The 22575-nt window shown below is 73.6% G+C and carries 18 protein-coding genes; 7 read left to right on the top strand and 11 right to left on the bottom strand.

Annotated elements, in window-relative coordinates; all coding sequences use genetic code 11:
* Positions 1-77 precede the first annotated feature (77 nt).
* Together ACULK4_RS15820 and ACULK4_RS15815 are read right to left on the bottom strand one after the other, a co-directional pair.
* Positions 78-1700 carry an HNH endonuclease signature motif containing protein gene (locus ACULK4_RS15820; RefSeq protein ID WP_445966541.1) on the bottom strand — a complete coding sequence of 541 codons (1623 nt, stop codon included), beginning with the start codon at positions 1698-1700 and terminating at the stop codon, positions 78-80.
* A gap of 203 nt (positions 1701-1903) precedes the next feature.
* Positions 1904-2947: a S66 family peptidase gene (locus ACULK4_RS15815; protein WP_445966553.1), complete on the bottom strand. Its 1044-nt coding sequence runs from the start codon at positions 2945-2947 to the stop codon at positions 1904-1906.
* A gap of 166 nt (positions 2948-3113) precedes the next feature.
* Between ACULK4_RS15815 and ACULK4_RS15810 the strand changes: the two genes are divergently transcribed.
* A complete protein-coding gene (locus ACULK4_RS15810; RefSeq protein ID WP_445966540.1) occupies positions 3114-3410 on the top strand; it encodes a DUF503 domain-containing protein in 297 nt (98 codons plus the stop codon).
* A gap of 86 nt (positions 3411-3496) precedes the next feature.
* Here ACULK4_RS15810 and hutI read toward each other — a convergent pair whose 3' ends face one another.
* From hutI to hutH, 4 genes are all read right to left on the bottom strand, one after another.
* On the bottom strand, positions 3497-4744 hold the full coding sequence (hutI, locus tag ACULK4_RS15805; protein ID WP_445966539.1) for an imidazolonepropionase: 1248 nt from the start codon (positions 4742-4744) through the stop codon (positions 3497-3499).
* Between the two features lie 3 nt (positions 4745-4747).
* Positions 4748-6463 (bottom strand): urocanate hydratase, encoded by a 1716-nt coding sequence (gene hutU, locus ACULK4_RS15800; protein WP_445966538.1) that lies wholly within the window; start codon positions 6461-6463, stop codon positions 4748-4750.
* 96 nt (positions 6464-6559) lie between these two features.
* Positions 6560-8056 (bottom strand): M23 family metallopeptidase, encoded by a 1497-nt coding sequence (locus tag ACULK4_RS15795; RefSeq protein ID WP_445966537.1) that lies wholly within the window; start codon positions 8054-8056, stop codon positions 6560-6562.
* A gap of 123 nt (positions 8057-8179) precedes the next feature.
* Complete coding sequence (hutH, locus tag ACULK4_RS15790; RefSeq protein WP_445966536.1) at positions 8180-9790, bottom strand: histidine ammonia-lyase; 1611 nt, start codon at positions 9788-9790, stop codon at positions 8180-8182.
* A gap of 111 nt (positions 9791-9901) precedes the next feature.
* On the opposite strand from hutH, the gene ACULK4_RS15785 reads away from it, so the two are divergent.
* Together ACULK4_RS15785 and ACULK4_RS15780 are read left to right on the top strand one after the other, a co-directional pair.
* Positions 9902-10678: an IclR family transcriptional regulator gene (locus tag ACULK4_RS15785; protein WP_445966535.1), complete on the top strand. Its 777-nt coding sequence runs from the start codon at positions 9902-9904 to the stop codon at positions 10676-10678.
* Between the two features lie 37 nt (positions 10679-10715).
* Complete coding sequence (locus tag ACULK4_RS15780; RefSeq protein WP_445966534.1) at positions 10716-11660, top strand: NADP-dependent oxidoreductase; 945 nt, start codon at positions 10716-10718, stop codon at positions 11658-11660.
* Between the two features lie 18 nt (positions 11661-11678).
* On the opposite strand, the gene ACULK4_RS15775 is transcribed toward ACULK4_RS15780, so the two are convergent.
* The 5 genes from ACULK4_RS15775 to ACULK4_RS15755 form a co-directional block, all read right to left on the bottom strand.
* Entirely contained in the window at positions 11679-13418 is a 1740-nt protein-coding gene (locus ACULK4_RS15775; protein WP_501043327.1) for a glycosyltransferase, read from the bottom strand.
* Complete coding sequence (locus ACULK4_RS15770) at positions 13415-14002, bottom strand: antibiotic biosynthesis monooxygenase (protein WP_445966532.1); 588 nt, start codon at positions 14000-14002, stop codon at positions 13415-13417. Before ACULK4_RS15770 ends, ACULK4_RS15775 begins: the two co-directional genes overlap by 4 nt.
* Positions 14003-14058: 56 nt before the next feature.
* Positions 14059-15138 (bottom strand): YihY/virulence factor BrkB family protein, encoded by a 1080-nt coding sequence (locus tag ACULK4_RS15765; protein WP_445966531.1) that lies wholly within the window; start codon positions 15136-15138, stop codon positions 14059-14061.
* Between the two features lie 42 nt (positions 15139-15180).
* The gene (locus tag ACULK4_RS15760; protein WP_445966530.1) at positions 15181-16194 is read right to left on the bottom strand and encodes an alpha/beta hydrolase fold domain-containing protein; all 1014 of its coding nucleotides are present in this window, start codon (positions 16192-16194) and stop codon (positions 15181-15183) included.
* 74 nt (positions 16195-16268) lie between these two features.
* A complete protein-coding gene (locus ACULK4_RS15755; RefSeq protein WP_445966529.1) occupies positions 16269-16796 on the bottom strand; it encodes a GNAT family N-acetyltransferase in 528 nt (175 codons plus the stop codon).
* A 291-nt stretch (positions 16797-17087) separates the two neighbouring features.
* Between ACULK4_RS15755 and ACULK4_RS15750 the strand changes: the two genes are divergently transcribed.
* The 4 genes from ACULK4_RS15750 to ACULK4_RS15735 all read left to right on the top strand — a co-directional run bounded on the left by ACULK4_RS15750 (position 17088) and on the right by ACULK4_RS15735 (position 22563).
* On the top strand, positions 17088-18998 hold the full coding sequence (locus ACULK4_RS15750; protein ID WP_501043326.1) for a DEAD/DEAH box helicase: 1911 nt from the start codon (positions 17088-17090) through the stop codon (positions 18996-18998).
* Between the two features lie 687 nt (positions 18999-19685).
* Positions 19686-20891: a thiolase family protein gene (locus ACULK4_RS15745; RefSeq protein WP_445966527.1), complete on the top strand. Its 1206-nt coding sequence runs from the start codon at positions 19686-19688 to the stop codon at positions 20889-20891.
* A complete protein-coding gene (locus tag ACULK4_RS15740) occupies positions 20888-21658 on the top strand; it encodes an enoyl-CoA hydratase/isomerase family protein (RefSeq protein ID WP_445966526.1) in 771 nt (256 codons plus the stop codon). Before ACULK4_RS15745 ends, ACULK4_RS15740 begins: the two co-directional genes overlap by 4 nt.
* A gap of 92 nt (positions 21659-21750) precedes the next feature.
* Positions 21751-22563 (top strand): 3-hydroxyacyl-CoA dehydrogenase NAD-binding domain-containing protein, encoded by an 813-nt coding sequence (locus ACULK4_RS15735; protein ID WP_501043391.1) that lies wholly within the window; start codon positions 21751-21753, stop codon positions 22561-22563.
* Positions 22564-22575 lie beyond the last annotated feature (12 nt).

Below are 22575 nucleotides of genomic sequence, written 5' to 3'. Positions count from 1 at the left end.
GACTCTAGCCCATGTTCGCGGCGCCGACGAGTGCGGTCGTGATGCACGCTGGTGGAGCGATGCGCCACCGATGCAGCTCAGAACGGCGGCCCGGTGCTCGACCCTGCACTCCCCGAGGACGCGGCGCTCGATGACCCGTCGCTCGAACGCGCCGACACCCGTGCTAGTCGGGGTTGCGCGGCTCGAACCGCTGTCGGCGCCATGGGACTCGGCGCTGCGGGACGCTGCGCTGCGGGACTCGGCACTGCGGGACTCGGCACTGCGGGACTCGGCACTGCGGGACGCTGCGCTGCGGGAGTCGGCACTGCGGGACTCGGCACTGCGGGACGCTGCACTGCGGGAGTCGATACCGCCGGAATCCGCACCGCGGGTTCCGTGAGATGTCTTCGCCCGGCCGGGGATCGCCATTCGAGGGTGCCGTCGCCGAGGTGTGCGACCGACCACGAGGTCTCGTGCTTGAGGTGGTGGTGGGCGGGGCAGAGGTGGGCGAGGTTGTCGAACGCGGTGCGGCCGCCACCGGCCCAGTCGTCGGTGTGGTCGAGGTCGCAGCGCACGGCGCGCCGGGCGCAGCCGGGGAACCGGCAGGTCTGGTCGCGCACCTGCAACCATCGGCTCAGGTCGGCCGGAGGCCGGTACGTCGTGCGATCGACATCGAGCACCGTGCTCCTCACCGGATGCGTGAGCAGGCGCGTGAACGACGGCGCATGTGCAGCGAGTTCTCGCGCGGTGTCGGCATCGATCGGCCCGTATCCGTCGAGTTCACCCGGCAGATTTTCGCCGAGCAGTGTGAGCACGGGCACGGTGACGTGCACGGTCGGCCGGATCGTCGCGGCGGCGACGTGGAACGCATCCCCGACGGGCGGGACGCCGTCGAGCAGCAGGTCGCGGGCGACGTCGGCGCGAAGTTGATCGAGCGTTCGTGATTCCTGGTCTTCCACGCGGGCGATTGCCGGCCCGCCGGGATGATCGCGACCCGACGACGGTGCAGGATCAGCGTGTCGTCGGCCGGAAGCTTCGCCGGCGATGCGGTGGATCCGGTCGTGGATCACCAGCGCGTCGGCGGCGGAGAGGTGCAGGTGAAGCCAGGCCATTCCGTTGCGGGCGGGCTCGAGTTCGATCCGACGCTCCGCACGGGCGCGTGCATGCCGCTCGGCGAGCGTCTCGGCGAGGACTTCCTCCCTCAGCCGACGTGCGATCCGTCGCAGCCCGGCCGCGGTCGTCGACTCGGCGCGGAACGCGAGGTCGCGGTCGAGGCGGCTCCGTGCAGTGGTGTCATCGAGATCGGTCGTCTCGTCGATGATCACGCGCGTGTGCGCTTCGTCGATGGTCCCCGCGCGGAGTGCGGAGAGTGCCGCCGGCAGCCGGTGCGCGAGCTCCCACGCATCGGAGACCCAACGCTGCATCGTGCGCTCCGGGACGCGCAATGCGGTGGCGAGTTCGGCCACGACCGCTCGACGTGCGAGCTCCCGACGCTGCCCGGCAGACACCGCCGGGGACGTGAACGCGACCGCGCTGCGCTCGGCGTAGTCGACGGCGAGGTTGATCACCTCGACGCGGACCGCCGCCTGCATCGCTTCGATCCTCCGTGCCTGCACGGCCGCGTCGACGAGTGCGCCGAGGCCGTCTTGCGTGAGCGCGTAGGCCGATACCTCGGCGGCCGCGACCGGCTCTGCGGGCGGCTCGGCGATCGCGGTGGGCATGCGTCCATCCTACCGAGATTCGAACATATGTTCGACCGTTGTGAAGAACTCGGCGGCCGGAATCGAGGGGGTCGGACGCGGTCGCGCAGCAGGCGGAGGTCGCCGGTGCGCGGGAGTTCGGGGGGCATCGATCAGAAGGCTTCGCCTGTCATTGCCGACGCTGACCAGGCGCCAGGCGCCAGGCGCCAGGCTCCCGGCGACGGTCAGCCGTAGTCCGCGGTGATCGAGCGGGTTCGACCGTCGAGTCGGACCGATCCGCCGTACGGGAGGATCCACTGCGGCCGCGTGTGACCGAAGGGAACTCCGACGCAGACGACGGCTCGATCGTTGTAGCGGGCGATCTCGGCGATCACCGCATCGCGCTGTGCGGCGCGCCGGCGAGCGCGCTCTGCAGCCGGAGGGATGTCCTCGGGAGTGCTCACGGGCGGTCGAGCGACGATCACTCCGTCGACGGCGGCGAGGACGCCCCGTTCCCCGAGTGCCCGGACCCACCGCTGGATCAGTGCCGCCGGCGGCAGCTCCTCGCTGGATTCGAGGAGCAGGATCGCCCCCTCGAGGCGTTCGAGCGGCGGCAGGCGATCGGCCATCGCGAGCTGGTCGACGACCTCGAGGCATCCGCCCCAGGTTCGGCCCGTCGCAACGCGCGCCGGTCCCGACCAGGTCCACGGTTCGGTCCGCTCGCGCTCGCCGAAGTCGGTGAGGGCGCGATCCGAGCGCCAGTCCCGCCCGAAGTCCTCCGATTCCCCGGGGTCGACGATCTCGAGCTCGCCGCCGTCGAAGAGGGCTGCCCTGAGCGAGGCGAGGTGGATGTCGTCGATCCGCGGTCCCGGACCGAGGTGCACCTGCGTCGATCCGCCGTAGTACGCGGGGATCCCGAGTGACCACAGCCAATTCGACAGGTTGGTGTTGTCGCTGTAGCCGACGAACATCTTCGGATCCGCAGTGGCGAGGTCGGCGTCCAGGTGGGGGATGACCGTGATCTGGTCGTCGCCCCCGATGGTCGCGAGGATGGCCCGGATGCTCGGGTCGGCGAACGCGGCGTTCACGTCGGCGGCGCGAGCCTCGGCGGAGGCGTCGAGCAGGCGGGTCGTCGGGTACTCCACCGGCACCAGTCCGGTCTCGGCGACGAGTCGACGCATGGCCTGTTCGTGGACCGCAGGCGCGAACCCCGGCGCCGCCCAGGCCGGTGACAGGATCGCGACCCGGTCACCCGGAGCGAGCTTGGGTGGGGATGCGAACACGGGCACGGGCACCTGCCCATCCAATCACCGTCGCGAGGTGTCGACGACCCACCGCCGAAGCAGCTCAGAACGGCGGACCGATGGTCGAATCGCCGGTTCGGTGAGATGCGGCCGTCCGGCCGGTGATCGCCATTCGAGGGAGCCGGCGCCGAGGTTGTGCGAGGCTGTCCGCGTGTGGATCGGGTGGATCGAGTTCGACCTGCTGCTCGGCGCCGTGCACTCCCTGAAGGAGAAGCGCGGCGTGCTGCGGCCCGTGCTCGCCGAGTTGCGACGAGCGACCGAGGCGTCGGTCGCCGAGGTGGGCGCGCAGGACCTGCATCGCCGCGCAGCCATCGGCGTCGGGGTCGTCAGCTCGGAAGCCGAGCGCGTCACCGAGGTGCTCGATCGGGCCGAACGGCTCGTCGCCGCGCATCCCGAGTTCACGCTGCTGTCGGCGCGACGCGGCCTGCGTCGCAGCGACGACGACTGATTCGCGCTGCGTCCGTAGGCCGGCGAGTGTCCATGAATCGCCGAGCCGCAAAGTGCGACCCGACCGTTCGTGGACGCTCGCCGGCGTCACGCGACGCGCGCGCCGTCCTTCCACGTCTCCGCGACGAGCGGCACTCCGGGTCGGTACGCCAGGTGCACGTGCGAGGGCGCGTCGAGCAGCGTGAGGTCGGCGCGCGCGCCGGGCCGCAGCGCGCCGACATCCGTTCGCCGCAATGCCGCCGCCCCGCCCGCGGTCGCCGCCCAGACGGCTTCGGCCGGGGTCATGCCCATGTCGCGAACCGCGACCGCGATGCAGAACGGCATCGAGCTCGTGAAGCTCGACCCCGGATTGCAGTCGCTCGCGAGCGCCACGGTCACGCCGGCGTCGATGAGGCGACGGGCGTCCGGGTACGGATGCCGGGTCGAGAACTCCACGCCCGGCAGCAGCGTCGCGACGGTGCGGGAGCCCGCGAGCGCAGCGACATCCGCGTCGCTCAGGTAGGTGCAGTGGTCGACGGATGCCGCGTCGAGCTCGACCGCGAGCCCCACCCCGTCGCCCTCTCCGAGCTGGTTGCCGTGCACCCGCACCCCGAGGCCCGCCTCGCGGCCAGCCTCGAGCACGCGCCGCGACTGGGACGCGTCGAACGCGCCGCGCTCGCAGAACGCGTCGACCCACCGCACGTACGGCTTGCATGCCTCGAGCATCTCGCCCGCGACGAGCTCCACGTAGGCGTCGGCACCGCCCGCGCGCTCGGTGAAGTCGGCCGGCACGACGTGCGCGCCGAGGAACGTCACCTCGTCGGTCACCTCGCGCGCGAGCCGCGCGAGGCGTTCCTCGTCGACGACCGAGAGCCCGTACCCCGTCTTCACCTCGAACGTCGTGGTGCCCTGCCGGTGCAGCTCGCGGACGAACCCCGCGAGGCGGGCGCGCAGCTCGTCGTCGGTCGCCGCGCGCGTGGCCGCCACGGTCGAGCGGATGCCGCCGGCCTCGTATGCGCGCCCGGCCATGCGGGCCGCGAACTCCTCCGCCCGGTCGCCGCCGAACACGAGGTGCGTGTGCGAGTCGACGAAGCCCGGGATCACGGCCCGCCCGCCCGCGTCGACGACCTCGATGCGGTGCGGGTGCGACGAGCCCTCCGCCGCGCCCGTCGGGTGGGCGATCCCGGCGGCGTCGGCGGACGGCCCGATCCACGTGATCACGCCGTCCTCGGCGAGCACCGCCGCGTCGCGCACGATCCCGAGCGGGCCGCCCTCGCGGCCGGGCGCGGGGTCGTTCGTGACGAGCTCTCCGATGCCGGTGACCAGCAGCCGCGAGGCGGCGACGGGAGGCCGCATCCGTCAGCCCTCGAGCATCGGCACGCGCAGGCCGCGCTCGCGGGCGACCTCGACCGCGCGGTCGTACCCGGCGTCGACGTGGCGCATGACGCCCGTGCCCGGGTCGTTGACGAGCACGCGAGCGATCTTCTCGGCGGCGAGGTCGGTGCCGTCGGCGACGATGACCTGCCCGGCGTGGATCGAGCGGCCGATGCCGACGCCGCCGCCGTGGTGGATCGACACCCAGGTCGCGCCCGACGCGGTGTTCAGCAGTGCGTTGAGCAGCGGCCAGTCGGCGATCGCGTCGGAGCCGTCGGCCATGGACTCGGTCTCGCGGTACGGCGACGCGACCGAGCCCGAGTCGAGGTGATCGCGCCCGATCGCGACCGGCGCCGAGAGCTCGCCGGAGGCGACCATCTCGTTGAACTTCAGCCCGGCGAGGTGCCGCTCCTTGTACCCGAGCCAGCAGATGCGGGCGGGCAGGCCCTCGAAGTGGACCTTCTCGCCGGCCTGTTCGATCCACCGGCGCAGGTGCGCGTCCTCCGGGAAGAGCTCGAGGATCGCACGGTCGGTCGCGGCGATGTCGGCGGGGTCGCCCGAGAGCGCCGCCCAGCGGAACGGCCCCTTGCCCTCCGCGAAGAGCGGGCGGATGTACGCCGGCACGAAGCCGGGGAAGTCGAACGCGTGCTCGTAGCCGCCGAGCTCCGCCTCGCGGCGGATCGAGTTGCCGTAGTCGAACACCTCGGCGCCCTCGGCCTGGAAGCCGACCATCGCCTCGACGTGCTTGGCCATCGAGCGGCGGGCGAGCGTCGTGAACTCGTGCGGGTCGGATGCCGCGAGCGCGTGCCACTCTTCGACGGAGACACCCTCGGGCAGGTACGACAGCGGGTCGTGCGCGCTGGTCTGGTCGGTCACGATGTCGATCGGCACCCGGCGTTCGAGCAGCTCGGGGAAGACCGTCGCGGCGTTGCCCACGACGCCCACGCTGAGCGCGGAACCCGAGGCCTTCGCCGCGAGCGCGCGCTCGACCGCGGCATCCAGCGACGGCGCGACCTCGTCGAGGTAGCCGTGCTCGACGCGGCGGTGCAGGCGTGTCTCGTCGACGTCGACGATGAGCACCGCGCCGCCGTTCATCGTGACCGCGAGCGGCTGCGCGCCGCCCATGCCGCCGCAGCCGGCGGTCAGCGTGAGCGTGCCGGCGAGCGTCGCGTTCGCGACATCCGCTGCCCCGCGCTTCTCGGCGAGCGACCGGGCGACGGCGCCGAACGTCTCGTACGTGCCCTGCAGGATGCCCTGCGTGCCGATGTAGATCCACGATCCGGCCGTCATCTGGCCGTACATGGTGAGGCCGAGCTGCTCGAGGCGACGGAACTCGGGCCACGTCGCCCAGTCGCCCACGAGGTTCGAGTTCGCGATGAGCACGCGCGGCGCCCACTCGTGGGTGCGGAACACGCCCACGGGCTTGCCGGACTGCACGAGCAGCGTCTCGTCGGACTCGAGTCCTTCGAGCGTGCGCACGATCGCGTCGTATGCCTCCCAGTTGCGGGCGGCCTTGCCCGTGCCGCCGTAGACGATCAGGTCGTCCGGGCGCTCGGCGACCTCGGGGTCGAGGTTGTTCATGAGCATGCGCAGCGGCGCCTCGGTCTGCCAGCTCTTCGCGGTGAGCTCGGTGCCGCGCGCGGCGCGGACGGGGCGGGGACCGGCGACGGCGCCGGTCGAGAGGGATGCAGCAGTGGTCATGCTCCGATCACACACCGTCGACAGGGTGCGGGCAACGGATGCCACGGGCACGCTGTCCGGGATCCCGGACGCGCTCGGCCTGGCCGGTCGTTCGACTCAGCCGAGCTCGACGCCGCGCGCCGCCATGAACGGCACCGCGTCGACCGCGGCGCCGTCGATCCGCACCTCGAAGTGGAGGTGGCAGCCGGTGGAGGCGCCGGTGCTCCCGACCACGGCGATGAGCTCGCCCGCCGCGACCACCTGGCCCTCGTCGACGAGGAGGCCGCCCTCCTGGATGTGCGCGTAGCCGGTGGAGACGCCCGACCCATGGTCGACGAGCACCCAGTTGCCGTAGGTGCCGTTCGGCCCGGCCGCGACGACGGTGCCGCCGGTCGCCGCGTAGATCCCGGTTCCGCACTGCGCGGCGATGTCGGTGCCGCGGTGGAACTCGTTCACGCCCGCGACCGGTCGCATCGGTCGCGGTCCGAACACGTCGGATATGGTGCCCGTGACCGGGTTCGCCCAGCCCTGCTCGCTCAGCTGCCCGACGTCCTCGGGAAGGGTGTCGACGATCGCGACGCTCTCCGCCGCGACGCGCGACTGCAGGCCGTTCAGCTCCGCGCGGGCGGCCGAGACGGCCCCCTGTGCTGCATCGACCGCGGCTTCGAGCTCGTCGATCGGGACGGCGTCGACGGCGAGCCATGCGGCGGCGGCGCGCTCCTCGGCCTTCAGCGCCTCGTCGTCGCGGCGCTCGGCGATCTCGCGCAACCGCTCGGCGTCGCCCGAGAGCTGCTCCATGCGCTCGAGTCCGCCGAGACCGGCGAGGAGGTCGTTGCCCGCGCCGAACGCGGCGTCGATCGAGGTCAGCGCGGCGCCGTCGCCGCGCGTCGCGGCGAGGTAGGCGGCGGCGGCGCGCTCGGCGATCCCGCGGGCCTCCTCGGCGCGCTCGTCGAGTCGTTCGGCGACGGCTCGCGCGACCTGCTGCGTGGTGCGACCCGCGTCGAGTGCGGACTCGGCATCACGGAGGTCGGCGATCGCGCGCTCGAGCTGGGTTCGGAGGCCGATGAGCGCGGTGACCTGGACGTCGTCGCCGCCCGTCTCGACCAGCGACATCTCGGCGACGGGGCCCTCGCCGCGGAGCACGTACGGCGCCGTGGGCGCAGGCGTCGGAGTGACCGACGGTGCCGGAGCGGTCGGCGCGGGGGTCGGGGTCGGCGTGGGCGTCGGGGTCGGCGTGGGCGTCGGTGTGGGCGTCGGTGTCGGTTCCGGCGTCGGTTCCGGCGTGGGCTCGGGCGTCGGTTCCGGCGTGGGCTCCGCGGTCGGCTCGGGCGTGGGCTCCGGCGCCGGCTCGACGGGTTCCGGTGCGGGCTCGACCGGCGCAGGTTCGACCGGTGCGGGCTCGGTCGTCGGTTCCGCGGTGGGTTCCGACGTCGGCTCGGTCGTCGGCTCGGCCGTCTCGCTCGTGACCGTCGTCTGGTCGGTCTCCGACGCGAACGCCGGACCGACGGGGACGAGCGCGAGCATGAGGCTGCCGGTGATGGCGGCGACGGCAAGCGCGCACCGCCGGGCGGGCCTCGCTCGGAACGGGTCGTGCTCGTCGGTGCGCTGTTGCATAGGGGCTTTCCGTCGTCGACGGTCATCGTCGGCGATGCCCCAGTCTTTCACCGGGTCGGGGGACGCACAACCTCACTCCGGCATCGAAACCTCCCCAGTCCGGGGAGCGGCCGCGGGATCCGTTCAGCCGATGTCGACGACGGATGCCGCCCGCCGCGCGACCTCGCCCGAGAGCACCGCGCCGACGAGCGCCTCGATCTCGGGCGCGACGAACCGGTCGGGCCCCGGCGAGCCGCCGTGCTCGACCGCGAGTGCGACGACGACGCCCGTGGCCGCGCCGGGCTCGAGCGGGGCGCGCAGGGCGATGCCTCGCGACGCCGTGAGCACCTCGATCGCGAGCACGCGCGCGAGCCCGTCGATCGCGCGGCGCAGCTTGCGCGCGGCGTGCCAGCCCATCGAGACGTGGTCCTCCTGCATGGCCGACGACGGGATCGAGTCGACCGACGCGGGCGCGGCGAGGCGCTTGAGCTCCGACACGATGCCGGCGGCGGTGTACTGCGCGATCATGAGCCCGGAGTCGACGCCGACCTCGTGCGCCAGGAACGGCGGCAGTCCGTGGTTGCGGGCCTTGTCGAGGAACCGGTCGGTGCGCCGCTCGCTCATCGAGGCGACATCCGCCACCGCGATCGCGAGGAAGTCGAGCACGTACCCGACCGGCGCGCCGTGGAAGTTGCCGTTCGACTCGACGCGTCCGTCGAGGGTGAGCACGGGGTTGTCGACCGCGCTCGCGAGTTCGGCCTCGGCGACGGATGCCGCGTGCGCGAGCGTGTCGCGCGCGGCACCGTGCACCTGCGGAGCGCATCGCAGCGAGTAGGCGTCCTGCACGCGCGTGCACTCGGGACCCTTGTGGCTCGCGACGATCGGCGAGCCCGCGAGGAGCGCGCGGAGGTTCGCGGCCGAGACGGCCTGGCCGCGCTGCGGGCGCAGCTCGTGCAGGTCGGCGGCGAACACGGCGTCGGTGCCGAGCAGGCCCTCGACGCTCATCGCCGCGGCGACGTCGGCGGTGGTGAGCAGCATCCGCAGGTCGTGGATCGCGAGGGCGAGCATGCCGAGCATGCCGTCGGTGCCGTTGATGAGGGCGAGGCCCTCCTTCTCGCCGAGGCGCACGGGCGCGATGCCGGCGGCGGCGAGGGCGGTCGCGGCATCCGTGGTCTCGGTCTCGAGACGCTCCTTCGTCGCTCCTCGACCCGCAGGGGAGACCCGCACCTCGCCCTCGCCCATCGCCACGAGGGCGCAGTGCGCGAGCGGCGCGAGGTCGCCCGAGCAGCCGAGCGAACCGTACTCGCGCACGACCGGCGTGATGCCGGCGTTGAGGATCGCCGCGTACGTCTCGGCGGTCTCGCGGCGCACGCCCGTGCGACCCGTCATGAGCGTCGACAGGCGCAGGAGCATGAGCGCGCGCACGACCTCGCGCTCGACCTCGGCGCCCGAGCCGGCGGCGTGCGAGCGCACGAGGCTCGCCTGCAGCTGGGCGCGGCGGTCCTCGGCGATGAACGTGGTGGCGAGCGCGCCGAACCCGGTCGAGATGCCGTAGTGCGGCTCGGGATCGGCCGCGAGTCCGTCGATGATCGCACGGCTCGCGGCGACGCCCTCGAGCGCGGCCCGGTCGAGCACGATGCGCGCATCGTGGCGGGCGACGGCGACGACCTCGTCGATCGTGAGCGGTCCGGTGCCGACGGTGACGGCGTCGACGGATGCCGCGGTGCGGGCGTTCTCGGGCGCGATGGTGCTCATGCCTCCGATTCCACACCGTGCCGGTGCGCGAGGGAACGCCTCGGAGTACGCTTGCGTCCGGGATCCCGGACGAGCTTCGCGGCGGGAGGGACCCTGGAACGAGGAGGCGCGATGGCGGAGCCGAAGGCGCCCGCGGCCGACCAGGCGCTGGCGATCCTCACGCACCTGGCCGCCCAGCGCGGGCCCGCACCCGCCGCCTCGATCGCGGGCGCGCTGGGCCTGCCGCGGTCGACGACCTACCAGCTGCTCGCCGTGCTGCAGGAGCGCGGCTTCGTGGTGCACTTGCCCGAGGAGCGCCGCTACGGCCTCGGGGTCGCGGCGTTCGAGTTGTCGAGCGGGTTCAGCCGCCAGCAGCCGCTCACCCGGCTCGGTCGCCCGCTCGTCGCCGGCGTGGTCGACCGGCTCGGCGAGTCGGGACACCTCGCGGTGCTGCACGGGCGCGACGTGCTCTACCTCGTCGAGGAGCGCGCCCCGCGCCGGCCGTCGCTCGTGTCCGACGTCGGCGTGCGCCTCCCGGCGCACCTCACCGCGTCGGGCCGGGCGATGCTCGCCGCGCTGCCGCCGGCGCAGCTGCGCGCGCTCTACCCCGACCGCGCGGCGTTCGCCGAGCGTCAGTCCGGCCCGGCGGATGCCACGCCGTGGACGTATTCGCGCCTGAAGTCGGTGCTCGCCGAGGTCCGCGTCGCGGGTGTCGCGGGCGAGCACGGCGAGGTCACGGGCGGACTCGCGTCGGTCGGCGCGGCAGTGCTCGACCACCTCGGCTGGCCGGCCGCGGCGATCGCGGTCACGTTCGCCGAGGGCTCGGCCGATGAGCTCGTCGGTGCGGCCACCGACGCCGTGACCGAGGCCGCGACCACCCTCTCGCGCCGGATCCGCGGGGCGCGCTGACGGGGCTAGCGTGGAGGCTCACGACGAGGAGGCCACGATGGCGCAGTTCATCCGATACGCCGAGCACGGCGGACCCGAGGTGCTCACCCCGGTCGAGGGGCCGGTGCCCGAGGCGCCCGCAGACGGCGTGGTCGTCGAGGTGCGTGCGGCCGGCGTGAATCCGGTCGACTCGAAGATCCGCAGCGGCCGCCGCGGCACGCGCGACTTCAGCCGGCCGCAGGGCGTCGGGGCGGATGCCGCGGGCGTCGTCGTCGCCGTCGGCGAGCGGGTCGAGGGCGTGCACACGGGCGACGAGGTCATCGTCCACGGCGCGAACGGCGCCTACGCGAGCCATCTCGTCACGACGCCGTCGCAGCTCGTGCCCAAGCCCGCCGCGGTGGGCTTCGAGCAGGGCGCCGCGCTCGGCATCCCGGCCGGCACGGCGTACCAGGTGCTGCGCTCGCTCGGCCTGCGCGAGGGCGAGACGCTGCTCCTGCACGCGGGGTCGGGCGGGGTCGGCCAGGCGGCGATCGAGTTCGCCCGCGAGTGGGGTGCGAGCGTCGTCGCGACGGCCTCGCCCGCCAACCACGACCGCCTCCGAGAGCTCGGCGCCGTCCCCGTGGCGTACGGGCCCGGCCTCGTCGACCGGCTCCGCGCCGCCGCACCGCAGGGCTACGACGTCGCACTCGACGCCGCCGGCACCGACGAGGCGATCGAGGCCAGCCTCGAGCTCGTCGCCGACCGGTCGCGCATCGCCACGATCGTGCGCATGATGGACGCCGCGGGGCTCGGCATCCGCACGTGGTCCGGGGCCATCCCCTCGACGATGGGTCCCGAGGCGGTGCGGCTGCGCGCCGAGGGGGTCGCCGAGGCGTCGCGGCTCGCGGCCGAGGGGCGCTTCGACGTCGAGGTCTCGTCGCGGTACCCGCTCGCCGAGGCCGCCGACGCGCAGCGCGAGAGCGAGGGCGGGCACGTGCGCGGCAAGATCGTGCTCATCCCCTGAGGCCCGGGATCCCTCGACTCAGCTGATCCTCGGAGGGCGTCGCGCCAACCGGGATCGGACCGCCGACGACACCCGTCGCGGCAGCGGGCGCGTGTCCGGGTGAACCCGACCGGCGGCCACCTCGAGATGCGCGTCGCCTGCGACGACCACGAACCCGACGGCGATCGATCCGCGCCCGAGCAGTTCGGTCTCCTCCGCCGTGAGGCGGAGGTCGACGCGGCCGTTGCGGACGTCGGAGCGCCGGCGGAGGATCGCCCGAGTCGCCCGTTGCTCGAGCCGCACGATGACGTGCGCGGCATCCGGAACGCCCACGAGCCGTGCCGAGAGCCGCAACCGGTCAGCGGGCCGCCGCAGCCGCAGCCGGCGCACCTCGACGGGAGGAAGCGGCGGTGCGCGATGGCGCCGGGCCGCGGCGCGCTGCACCTCGCCCCAGCGGCCGACGATCGTCGCATCGTCGAACCGCGCCGCCGTGGCACGAGCCGCCGCGCGCAGCGCCGACCGCTCGCTCTCGGAGAGCTCGGCGACCTGCCTGATCATCGCGGCCACGCGCCCCACGTCGCCGGGTGCGACGAGGAACCCGTTGACGCCGTCCTCGATCAGGTCGGCCGGACCGTACGGGATGTCGTAGGCGATGGGCAGGCATCCGCGCGACATCGCCTCGAGGAGCACGAGCGGCGCCCCCTCCGACGTGCTGGTCAGCAGGGTGACGGATGCCTCGGCGAACGCCTCCGCGGCGTCGGGCCGATGCCCGGCGAAGTCCACCGCGTCGGCGATGGCCCGGTCACGGGCCTCGCCGACGAGCCGGTCGAGCTCCGGTCCCGACCCGACGATCCGCAGCCGTGCCGGCACCCCGGCCGAGCGAGCGCGCGCCACGGCCTCGATCGCGTGGTGCACGCGCTTGCGCTTCGTGAGTCCCGCGACGACCACGACCGACGCGGGATCACGTGGCCGGCCCACGGAGGCGACCGGCGCCGGATCCGCGGGTGCGCGGGTCGGGTTGGGCACGACGGCGAGGTTGCCGCCGTCGGCCAGCAGCGCCGCGGCATCCGCCCGCTGCCGTTCGGTGAGGAACACGACCGCGTCGAAGCGCTCCGGGCGGGAGAGGACATCGCGGCGCGATGCGCGCAGCAGCTCGAGCGGTGGCCGTGCCCGGCCCTCGAGGTGCGCGTTGTGCACGACGTGCATCGTGACGAGGCGGGGCAGGCGCACGTGCGCGACGAACCGGGCGACCGTCTTGCTGTCGACGATCGCGAACGCCGGTCCGTCGCCCGCGACCTCGGCGAGCCAGTCGCCGTAGCAGGCCCACGCCGAGTCCCACCTGCGCACCGCCCGCTCGTCGCGGTCGAACGCCGTGATCCGGCGGCGCTCGCCGCGGTCGGCCCGGTGCTCGTCGGTCACCGCGAGCGACCCGTCGGCCCGCCGGTGCTCGATTCGGACCCCGCCGCCGACCTCGACCGCCTCCACCGTGCCCGGCCCGGCCGCCGGACCGTCGGCGCGCAGCTCCTCGTACAGGTTGCGCAGGCGCAGGCCCGGGACGAGCTCGCCGAGACGGGTCAGCCGTTCGCGCACCGCGGTGAAGTCCGGTCTCGGCTCGAACGTGAGCACGTCGACCGCCGCGCCGGCCAGTTCGACGAACGCGCGCGAGCGGCGGAGCATCGCCGCCGTCATGCCGCCGTGCGCGTCCGGGATGCTCCACGTCACGGCCAGCTGCCGACCCGGCGGCAGCGGGCCCCCGCCCTCGCCTCCGTGCGGCGTCACGCGGCGGGCGCCAGCCAGTCGCGCAGCATCCGCGTCACCCACGGCAGCACCCAGTACGTCATGATCGGTGTGAGCACGAGCGTCGTCGCGAGCACGCGCACGGCCAGCGGCACGTCCTCCCAGCCCGGCACGAACGCCATGAGCAGCGCGAAGGCGAGGTTCACCGGGAAGAAGCCCAGCCAGATGCTCACCGCCTGTTTCCACCGCGGAGGCGCCACAGCGATCGGTGCCGGGCCCGCGGCATCCGTCACCGAGGGGACCGAGCCCGTGGGCGGGTCGTCGAACCATCCCTCGATGCCCGTGCGGCGCTTCGCGCGCTCCTCGCGCACGAACCCGCGGCCCATCTCGAGCCACCACGTGCGCTCGGGCGACTGCTCCCAGGCGGCGAGGGTCCGCTCGTCGGCGAACCGGTACAGCATGTGCCACACGTCGGACTCCTCGCCCGCGCGCACCCAGCCCGATCCGAGGAAGCCCGGATACCGGTTCGCGAGGTTCACCCCCGTCTGCGCCCACACGGTCGCCTCGGCGATGCGGTCGGGGTCGACCACGCGGCGGATCGACACGGTGATCGGTTCACTGGCCATGACTCCATCACACCCCACCGGCGTGGCGTGCGCGCAACGGATGCCGCGGCATCCGCTCACGCATCGCCGCCCCCGGGTGCGCCGGCGAGCATGCGCGCCGAGGCCCGGATATCGGCCTCGCGCTGCTCGCGGTTGATGCGGATCAGGCGCTCGTCGCGGAGCTCGAGGCGCAGCGCCTCCTGCGCGGGGATGCCCGCGCGCAGCTGCCGCGCCCGCTCGACCTCCGAGTCGAGCACCGCGCCGACGAGGACGGCCATGTTGCCGAGCCACGTCCACAGGAGGAACGCGATGATGCCGCCGAGCACGCCGTACACGCGGTCGTAGCTGCCGAAGTTCCAGACGTACAGGCCGAACAGCACGGTCGTGAGGATCCACGCCGCGAGCGCCGTGGCCGCGCCGATCGAGATCCGGCGACGCCTCGGCCGCCGGACGTTCGGTGCCGCCCAGTAGAGCACCGCGAGCATGAGCCCCGCGAGGACCCCCACGACCGGGAGCTTCGCGAGGTCCCAGGTCACCACCCACTCGTCGTCGATGCCGAGCGCGCCGAAGACCGCGGTCGCGACCGTGCCGCTCACCACGAGCGCCACGGCTACGAGCGATCCGAGCACGACGAGGATCGCCGCCGCCCCGAGCATCGCCGGTCGCGACTTCCAGAACGGGCGCCCCTCGGGCACGCCGAGGATCCGGTTCATGCCGCGGCCGAACGCGCCGAGGTACCCCGACACCGTCCACAGCGTGACCACGAGGCCCGTCGCGAACGCTAGACCGGCGCGCGACGCGTTGAGGAGCTGGTCGAGCGGCTCGGTGAGCGCCGAGGCGACGTCCTCTCCGCCGAGGTCGCGCACGACGGAGAGCGCTCCCGCCGCGAGTTGCTCGGCGCTGCCGAAGACGCCGATCAGCGCCGCCGCCGCGAGCAGGGCCGGGCACACCGTGAGCACGACGTAGTACGTGAGCGCCGCCGCGAGATCCCAGCACTGGTTGATGCGGAACTCGTGCAGCGCCCGGATCGCGATCACCTGCCAGTCGGGGCGGACCGCCGTCGCCGGGCCGTCGGGCTCGGTCGCCGACCGCGCGGGTTCGGTCGCCGATCGCGTCCGCCGGGCAGGGCGCTCCGGGTCATCCGTCGTCGTGGGCATGAGCCGAGCCTAGGCACTGCCCGTGCACCTTCGAGGGGTTGCCTAGCCGAGGTGCGTGTGCAGGAAGGTCGCGACGCGCTCGCGCAGTGCCTCGTCGAGGATGCCGATCGAGTGCGCCTCGCCGGGCACGACGGCGAGCTCGACGGGCACCGCCGACGCCCGGAGCGTCGCCGCGAGGCGCTCCGACTGCGCGACCGGGATGATCTCGCCGGCCGCGTGGCCGATGAGGAACGGCGGGTCGCTCGGGTCGACGTGCGCGGTCGCGGACGCCTCGATGGCCTGCGGGCACGCCTCGTCGTCGGCGTGCGGCTCGCAGCCGAGGAACTCGCCGACGATGCCGCGCAGCCACTCGGAGGCGGCATCCGCCTCGAGCTCGGCCGCACCCAGTCCCACCGGGCCCGACAGCTCCGCGACCGCCGCCACGCGCGCCCCCTCGTCGAGCGGACCGTCGCCGAGGGTGCCGAGCAGCGCCGCCAGGTGACCGCCGGCCGAGCCGCCGAACACGCCGATGCGGGCCGGGTCGATGTCGAACCGCTCGACCTGCGCGGGCTCCCGCAGCCACGCGACCGCCGCGGCCACGTCGTCGACCTGCGCCGGGTAGCGCGCCTCGGGCACGAGTCGGTAGTTGACGGATGCCGCCACGAACCCCTCGCTCGCGAGCCACAGGCACACGTTGCGCCAGTCGGCGTTGGCCTTGTCGCCGCGCGCCCAGCTGCCACCGTGCACCGACACCACGGTCGGCTGCGAGCCGCCGATCGCGTCGGCCGGCGGCCGGCACACGTCGAGCGTCAGCAGGGTTCCGTCGGCGGCGACGCCGTACTGCAGGTCCGCGTCGACGCGCAGCTCCGCCGACGGCTGGAACGTGCGGATGCCGATCATCTCGGCGCCGGCGACCTCGCTCGACGCCTGCTCGGCCGACGGGTCGATCTCGCGCACCGGCTGGTGGAACGCCGAGACGGCAGCCGCGATCGCGAGGGCCGCGGTGACGGCGAGGGCGACCCGGACCGACCGGCGGCGCCGGCCTCCGTGACCGCCGGAGAGTCGGGTGGGGGACACGGGGGGCTCCGGGTTCTGGGGTGAGGTGATGCTACCTCAGGTCCGAACGGATGCCGCACGCCGTGCGGCGCGGGTCACTCGCCGACGGCGATCGGCAGCTCACCCGTGCGCGGTGCGGCCGAGAAGCCGACGAGCGACTTCGCCATGCACACGCTGAAGCGCTCGCCGACGTACTGCCCGAACTGCTCGACGCGGCGGTAGCCGTGCTTGGCGTAGAGGGCGAGCGCCGCATGGTGCAGCGGCCCGGTCTCGAGGAGGATCTCGCGGATGCCCCGCTCGGCGGCATCCGTCTCGATGCGCTCGATGAGGGCGCTCGCCACGCCGAGGCCGCGCGCGTCGTCGAGGACGAACATGCGCTTCAGCTCGCCACGGGACGGACCCAGGTCGTCGGACTCGACCAGCGCGGCCATCCCGAGCGCGGTGCCGTCGCCGCTGCGCGCCACGTACACCGTGGTGCCCGGCGTCTCGAGCTGCGAGACGTCGAGCAGGAAGTTCGACTCCGGGGGATACAGGGACTGCGCGTACGCCGTGCTGCCCTCGAGCAGCCGGGCGATGCCCGGCTCGCGGGGCGACTCGATGGAGATCGACAGCGGTGTGGTCACGCGGAGAGCGTACGCGACTCGCGTTACCGGGTCGTTACGTTTCCGGCATCGGCGGATGCGGTGCGAGGCGGATTCACAGGAGGTGTCGAGTACCCTTGACCAGTCGGTTCTGGACACCGCGCCGTGCGCGGATGGGTTTGTGAGTCCTGAGGGCCGGTTCCACGTCGGTCCCGTCGTGGAAAGTCACACGTATGTGAACGGCCCCGGTCGACGACTGCCCGGGTTCTCAGGCAGGCTGCGCGCTCGCGCGGCCTGCCTGCCATGTACACGAGTACAACCCAGGAAGCACCCATGCCGAAGAACAAGAAGCCAGCCGGCGGACGACCCGCCAAGAACTTCGACCCCTCGTACGCGAAGGGCGGCCGCTCCGGCGGTTCGAGTTCGCACAAGCCCGGCTCGCGCAGCCCCGGCCACCGCGGCTACCGCGCCGACGAGGCCGTCGCGCCCCGCAAGGCGCGGTGGAGCCGCGAGGAGCGCGTCGAGTCCGGACGCACGCCGCACCGCACCGAGCGGCCCGGCCGCGACGAGCGTGCGACTGCGGGTCGAGGAGCGCCGCGGAGCGGCGCGTCTCGAGACCGTGACGACCGTGCGCCGCGTCGGTTCGACCGTGACGAGCGTGCGCCGCGTCGGTTCGACCGTGACGACCGTGCGACTGCGGGTCGAGGAGCGCCGCGGAGCGGCGCGTCTCGAGACCGCGACGACCGTGCGCCGCGTCGGTTCGACCGTGACGACCGTGCGCCGCGTCGGTTCGACCGTGACGACCGCGCCCCGCGTCGGTTCGACCGTGACGACCGCGCCCCGCGTCGGTTCGACCGTGACGACCGCGCCCCGCGCCGCGACCGCGAGTTCGACCGTCCCGGCTTCCGCGACTCCGAGCGCCGCCCGTCCTCCTTCTACCCGACCGGCGACCGCGCCGAGCGCTTCGCGCCGGCCGACGACGTCGTGCTCGAGCGGCTCGAAGCCGAGGCGATCCAGGCCGAGGAGGTCGACGGCGTCGGCTTCGCCGACCTCGGACTCGGCGGCAACATCGTCCGTGCGCTGAAGGAGCTCGGCGCCGAGTCGCCGTTCCCGATCCAGGCCGCGACCATCCCGGTCGTGCTCGAGGGTCGCGACGTGCTCGGCCGCGGCCGCACCGGCTCGGGCAAGACCATCGCGTTCGGCGCCCCCACCGTCGAGCGGCTCATGAAGCTCTGGGCGGAGACGGGCAAGGCGGGCGGCAAGCGCCAGTTCGGCCGCAAGCCCCGCGCGCTGATCCTCGCCCCGACGCGCGAGCTCGCGCTGCAGATCGACCGCACCGTGCAGCCCATCGCGCAGAGCGTGGGCCTGTTCACCACGCAGATCTACGGCGGCGTGCCCCAGGGTCGTCAGGTCGGCGCACTCCAGCGCGGCGTCGACATCGTCATCGGCACGCCGGGTCGCGTCGAGGACCTCATCGAGCAGGGCCGCCTCGACCTCAGCGAGGTCGCGATCACGATCCTCGACGAGGCCGACCACATGTGCGACCTCGGCTTCCTCGAGCCCGTGCAGCGGATCCTCCGCCGCACCGCCCCGGGCGGCCAGAAGCTGCTGTTCTCGGCGACGCTCGACTCGGGCGTGGCCACGCTCGTCGACGAGTTCCTCGTCGACCCGGCCGTGCACGAGGTCGCGGGCGAAGACCAGTCGTCGGGCACGATCGAGCACCGCGTCTTCGTCATCGACAACCGCGACAAGCGCGACATCGTCGCCCAGCTCGCCGGTCGCGAGGGCAAGACCCTCGTGTTCTCGCGCACGCGCGCGTTCGCCGAGGACCTCACCGACCACCTCGCCGACGCCGGCATCCTGGCGGTCGCCCTGCACGGCGACCTCAACCAGTCGCGCCGCACGCGCAACCTGCAGCAGCTCACGAGCGGCCGGGTCGACGTGCTCGTCGCGACGGATGTCGCCGCCCGCGGCATCCACGTCGACGACATCGATCTGGTCATCCAGGCCGACGCGCCCGACGAGTACAAGACGTACCTGCACCGCTCCGGCCGCACCGGCCGTGCCGGTCGCGCGGGTCGCGTCGTGACGCTCGTCCCGCGCAACCGCCAGCGTCGTCTCGCCGACCTGCTCGGCCGCGCCGAGATCGACGTCGACTTCGAGGACGTGCGCCTCGGCGACGCGCTGCTCAGCGACCTCGGCCCGATCGAGGTCGTCGGCGTCGACGGCGAGCGCGTCGCGTAGCACGCCGCCCGCGGCATCCGCCCGCCCCCACGACGAAGGCCCCGACCCGACGGTCGGGGCCTTCGTCGTGTCGGAGACATCCGCGAGTCGGCAGCCGCGAACCTGACCGGCGAGACCGGGCCGCAGGGTGAACCGGGGGCAGCGGGGGAACCGGGTGAACCGGGGATGCAGGGGGAACCCGGCACGCGGATGACACTCGGACTCGGCGCTCCCGATCAGGACCGCTGCGTCACGGACGGCGACCTCTACATCGACACGGAGGCGCTCGCGTTCTCCGAGTGCGTATCGGGCGAATGGGGTCCTCTTCGGCCCGACCGAGACGTCGGCACCGACCGAGCCGGCACCGACCGAGCCGGCACCGATCGAGGCGGCGCCGATCGAGCCGGCGCCGACCGAGGAAACCGAGGAGGGATGGCCCGCCTCCTCGACTGATCTCCTGTTCTCAGGACGGCACGCCGCACGGCGATGCGGTGCCCGGCGTGTCGTCCTGAGAACGGCGGCGCTCGGGGCGGCCGCTCCTGAGAAACGCAGTCGGGTGAGGGTCGAGCGGTGGGGCTCGACTGGCGGATGCGGCATCCGTTCGGCATACTTACTGACTGAACGGTCGGTTGTGAATGCAGCCAGAGCGGATGCCGCGCTCGCCGCGCGCGGCGACGGACATCCCCGACAACGTGGTCAGGAGACAGCATGGCGGACGCATACCTCGTCGGCGGAGTGCGGACCCCGGTGGGTCGCTACGGGGGAGCGCTCGCGAGCGTGCGACCGGACGACCTCGCGAGCCTCGTCGTCGGCGAGGCCGTGCGCCGGGCCGGGCTCGATCCGGCCGCGATCGAGGCGGGCGCCGTCGACGAGGTCATCCTCGGCGCCGCCAACCAGGCGGGCGAGGACAACCGCAACGTCGCCCGCATGTCGGTGCTGCTCGCGGGCCTGCCCGATTCGGTTCCGGGCATCACCGTGAATCGGTTGTGCGCGTCGGGCATGTCGGCCATCACGATGGCGGCGCAGGCGATCCGCGCGGGCGATGCCGACCTGATCATCGCGGGCGGCGTGGAGTCGATGACCCGCGCGCCGTGGGTGCAGGCCAAGCCCGAGAAGCCGTGGGCGAAGCCCGGCGACGCGTACGACACGTCGATCGGCTGGCGTTTCCCGAACCAGAAGCTGCTCGGGCGCGACAAGGCGACCTTCTCGATGCCGGAGACCGCCGAGGAGGTCGCACGCGTCGACGGCATCACGCGTGAGGACGCCGACGCGTTCGCCCTGCAGAGCCAGCAGCGCGCCGTCGCCGCGATCGACGCGGGCCGGTTCGAGGCCGAGATCGTGGGCGTGCCCACTGCGAAGGGCGGCGAGGTGCTCGTCGACGAGGGCCCGCGCCGCGACACGTCGCTCGAGGCGCTCGCGGGGCTGCGCCCGGTCGTCAAGGGCGGTTCGGTCGTGACCGCGGGAAACTCGAGCTCGCTGAACGACGGCGCGAGCGCGATCGTCGTCGCGAGTGCCGCCGCGGTCGAGAAGTACGGGCTCACGCCCCGCGCCCGCGTGGTGGTCGGTGCGGCCGCCGGCCTCGCACCCGAGATCATGGGCCTCGGCCCCGTGCCGGCGACCGAGAAGGCGCTCGCCCGCGCCGGTCTCTCGGTCGGCGACCTCGGCTCGATCGAGCTCAACGAGGCGTTCGCGACCCAGTCGCTCGCGAGCATGCGCCGGCTCGGCCTCGACCCCGCGATCGTCAACGCCGACGGCGGGGCGATCGCGCTGGGGCATCCGCTCGGCTCGTCGGGCGCGCGTCTCGTGGTGACGCTGCTCGGGCGCATGGAGCGCGAGGGCTCGCGCTTCGGGCTCGCGACGATGTGCGTGGGTGTCGGGCAGGGCAGCGCACTGATCGTCGAGGGGGTCTCGTGAACGCGCCGGATGTCGCGGTGGCGCCGGAGGTCGCTCCGCCGCTGCTCGTCGAGCGTCGCGACGATCGCGTCGTCGCGACGCTCAACCGTCCCGACAAGCGCAACGCGATCGACCAGGCCACGATCGACGCGCTCCACGCGCTGTGCGAGGAGCTCGAGGCGGACCCGCGCATCCTGATCCTCACGGGCTCCGGCGGCGTGTTCGCGTCCGGCGCCGACATCGCGCAGCTGCGCGAGCGCCGTGCGGCCGACGCGCTCGCGGGCATCAATGCCAACGCGTTCGTTCGCGTCAACGAGCTGCCGATGCCCGTCATCGCGGCGGTCGAGGGCTGGGCGCTCGGCGGCGGCGCCGAACTCGCCTACGCCGCCGACATCCGCATCGCCACGCCCGACGCGCGGTTCGGCAACCCCGAGACCGGCCTCGGCATCATCCCGGCCGCGGGCGCGACCTGGCGGCTGCCCGAGATCGTGGGCAGCGCCCGTGCGGCCGAGGTGCTGCTCACGGGCCGCATCGTCGACGCCGCCGAGGCGCTGTCGATCGGCCTCGTGACCGGCGTGCATCCCGCGGCCGACCTGCTCGCCGAGGCGCACGTGATCGCCGACCGGATCGCGAAGAACGACCCGGCGGCGACCATGGCGACCAAGCGCGTGCTGCGCGCCCCGCGGGCCGACCACCCGCGCATCGACCTCGAGGCGCAGGCGGAGCTCTTCGAGAGCCCCGAGAAGCACCGGCGCATGACCGAGTTCCTGGAGAGGCGGAAGAAGTGAGCGAGTCGACCGGCTTCGAGACGCGGCCGGAGGCCGCTCCTCAGCCCGCACACCACACGCCCGAGCGCGTCGGCGTGCTCGGCGGCGGCCGCATGGGCGCGGGCATCGCGCACGCGTTCCTGCTCGCCGGAGCGCACGTGACGGTCGTCGAACGCGACGACGAGGCCGCCGAGGCGGCGCGCGGCCGGGTGCTCGACTCGGTCGGGGCATCCGTCACCCGCGGCACGACCGACGAGACCGCCGACGCGCTCGGCGCACGGTTCGCGGTCGCCACCGACGTCGACGGGTTCGCCGACGCCGGGCTCGTCGTCGAGGCGGTGCCGGAGGACCTCGACCTCAAGCTCGACGCCCTCACCCGCGTCGAGGCGGTGCTGGCAGCGGATGCCGCGCTCGCGAGCAACACGTCGTCGATCTCGATCGACGAGCTCGCCGGTCGCCTCGACCGGCCGGGTCGGTTCCTCGGCCTGCACTTCTTCAACCCCGTGCCCGCGTCGGCGCTCGTCGAGGTGGTGCGCGGCACGCAGACCGACGGCGTGCTCGTCGAGGAGGCCCGCGGCTGGGTGCAGGCGATCGGCAAGACGCCGATCATCGTGCACGACGCGCCCGGCTTCGCGTCGAGCCGGCTGGGCGTCGCGCTCGGGCTCGAGGCGATCCGCATGCTCGAGGACGGCGTCGCCTCCGCCGAGGACATCGACGCCGCCATGACGCTCGGCTACAAGCATCCGGTGGGCCCGCTGAAGCTCACCGACCTCGTCGGACTCGACGTGCGGCTCGGCATCGCCGAGTACCTCGCGGGCGAGCTCGGCGACCGATTCGAACCGCCCGCCCTGCTGCGCCGCATGGTCGCCGAGGGCAAGCTCGGTCGCAAGACCGGCGAGGGCTTCCACCTGTGGGACGCGCAGTGATGCGCGGAGAGG

It is taken from the genome of Agromyces selenitireducens, from assembly GCF_052748465.2.
Note: the sequence above shows the minus strand (reverse complement) of the source record. Positions and strands in the feature narration are given on the sequence as shown.

Excerpts from the sequence above, each read along its gene's own strand:
- ACULK4_RS15820 (WP_445966541.1), bottom strand. The coding sequence starts at position 1,700 with ATGCCCACCGCGATCGCCGAGCCGCCCGCAGAGCCGGTCGCGGCCGCC.
- hutI (WP_445966539.1), bottom strand. The coding sequence starts at position 4,744 with ATGCGGCCTCCCGTCGCCGCCTCGCGGCTGCTGGTCACCGGCATCGGA.
- hutU (WP_445966538.1), bottom strand. The coding sequence starts at position 6,463 with ATGACCACTGCTGCATCCCTCTCGACCGGCGCCGTCGCCGGTCCCCGC.
- ACULK4_RS15795 (WP_445966537.1), bottom strand. The coding sequence starts at position 8,056 with ATGCAACAGCGCACCGACGAGCACGACCCGTTCCGAGCGAGGCCCGCC.
- hutH (WP_445966536.1), bottom strand. The coding sequence starts at position 9,790 with ATGAGCACCATCGCGCCCGAGAACGCCCGCACCGCGGCATCCGTCGAC.
- ACULK4_RS15785 (WP_445966535.1), top strand. The coding sequence starts at position 9,902 with ATGGCGGAGCCGAAGGCGCCCGCGGCCGACCAGGCGCTGGCGATCCTC.
- ACULK4_RS15780 (WP_445966534.1), top strand. The coding sequence starts at position 10,716 with ATGGCGCAGTTCATCCGATACGCCGAGCACGGCGGACCCGAGGTGCTC.
- ACULK4_RS15770 (WP_445966532.1), bottom strand. The coding sequence starts at position 14,002 with ATGGCCAGTGAACCGATCACCGTGTCGATCCGCCGCGTGGTCGACCCC.
- ACULK4_RS15765 (WP_445966531.1), bottom strand. The coding sequence starts at position 15,138 with ATGCCCACGACGACGGATGACCCGGAGCGCCCTGCCCGGCGGACGCGA.
- ACULK4_RS15750 (WP_501043326.1), top strand. The coding sequence starts at position 17,088 with ATGCCGAAGAACAAGAAGCCAGCCGGCGGACGACCCGCCAAGAACTTC.
- ACULK4_RS15745 (WP_445966527.1), top strand. The coding sequence starts at position 19,686 with ATGGCGGACGCATACCTCGTCGGCGGAGTGCGGACCCCGGTGGGTCGC.
- ACULK4_RS15735 (WP_501043391.1), top strand. The coding sequence starts at position 21,751 with ATGGGCGCGGGCATCGCGCACGCGTTCCTGCTCGCCGGAGCGCACGTG.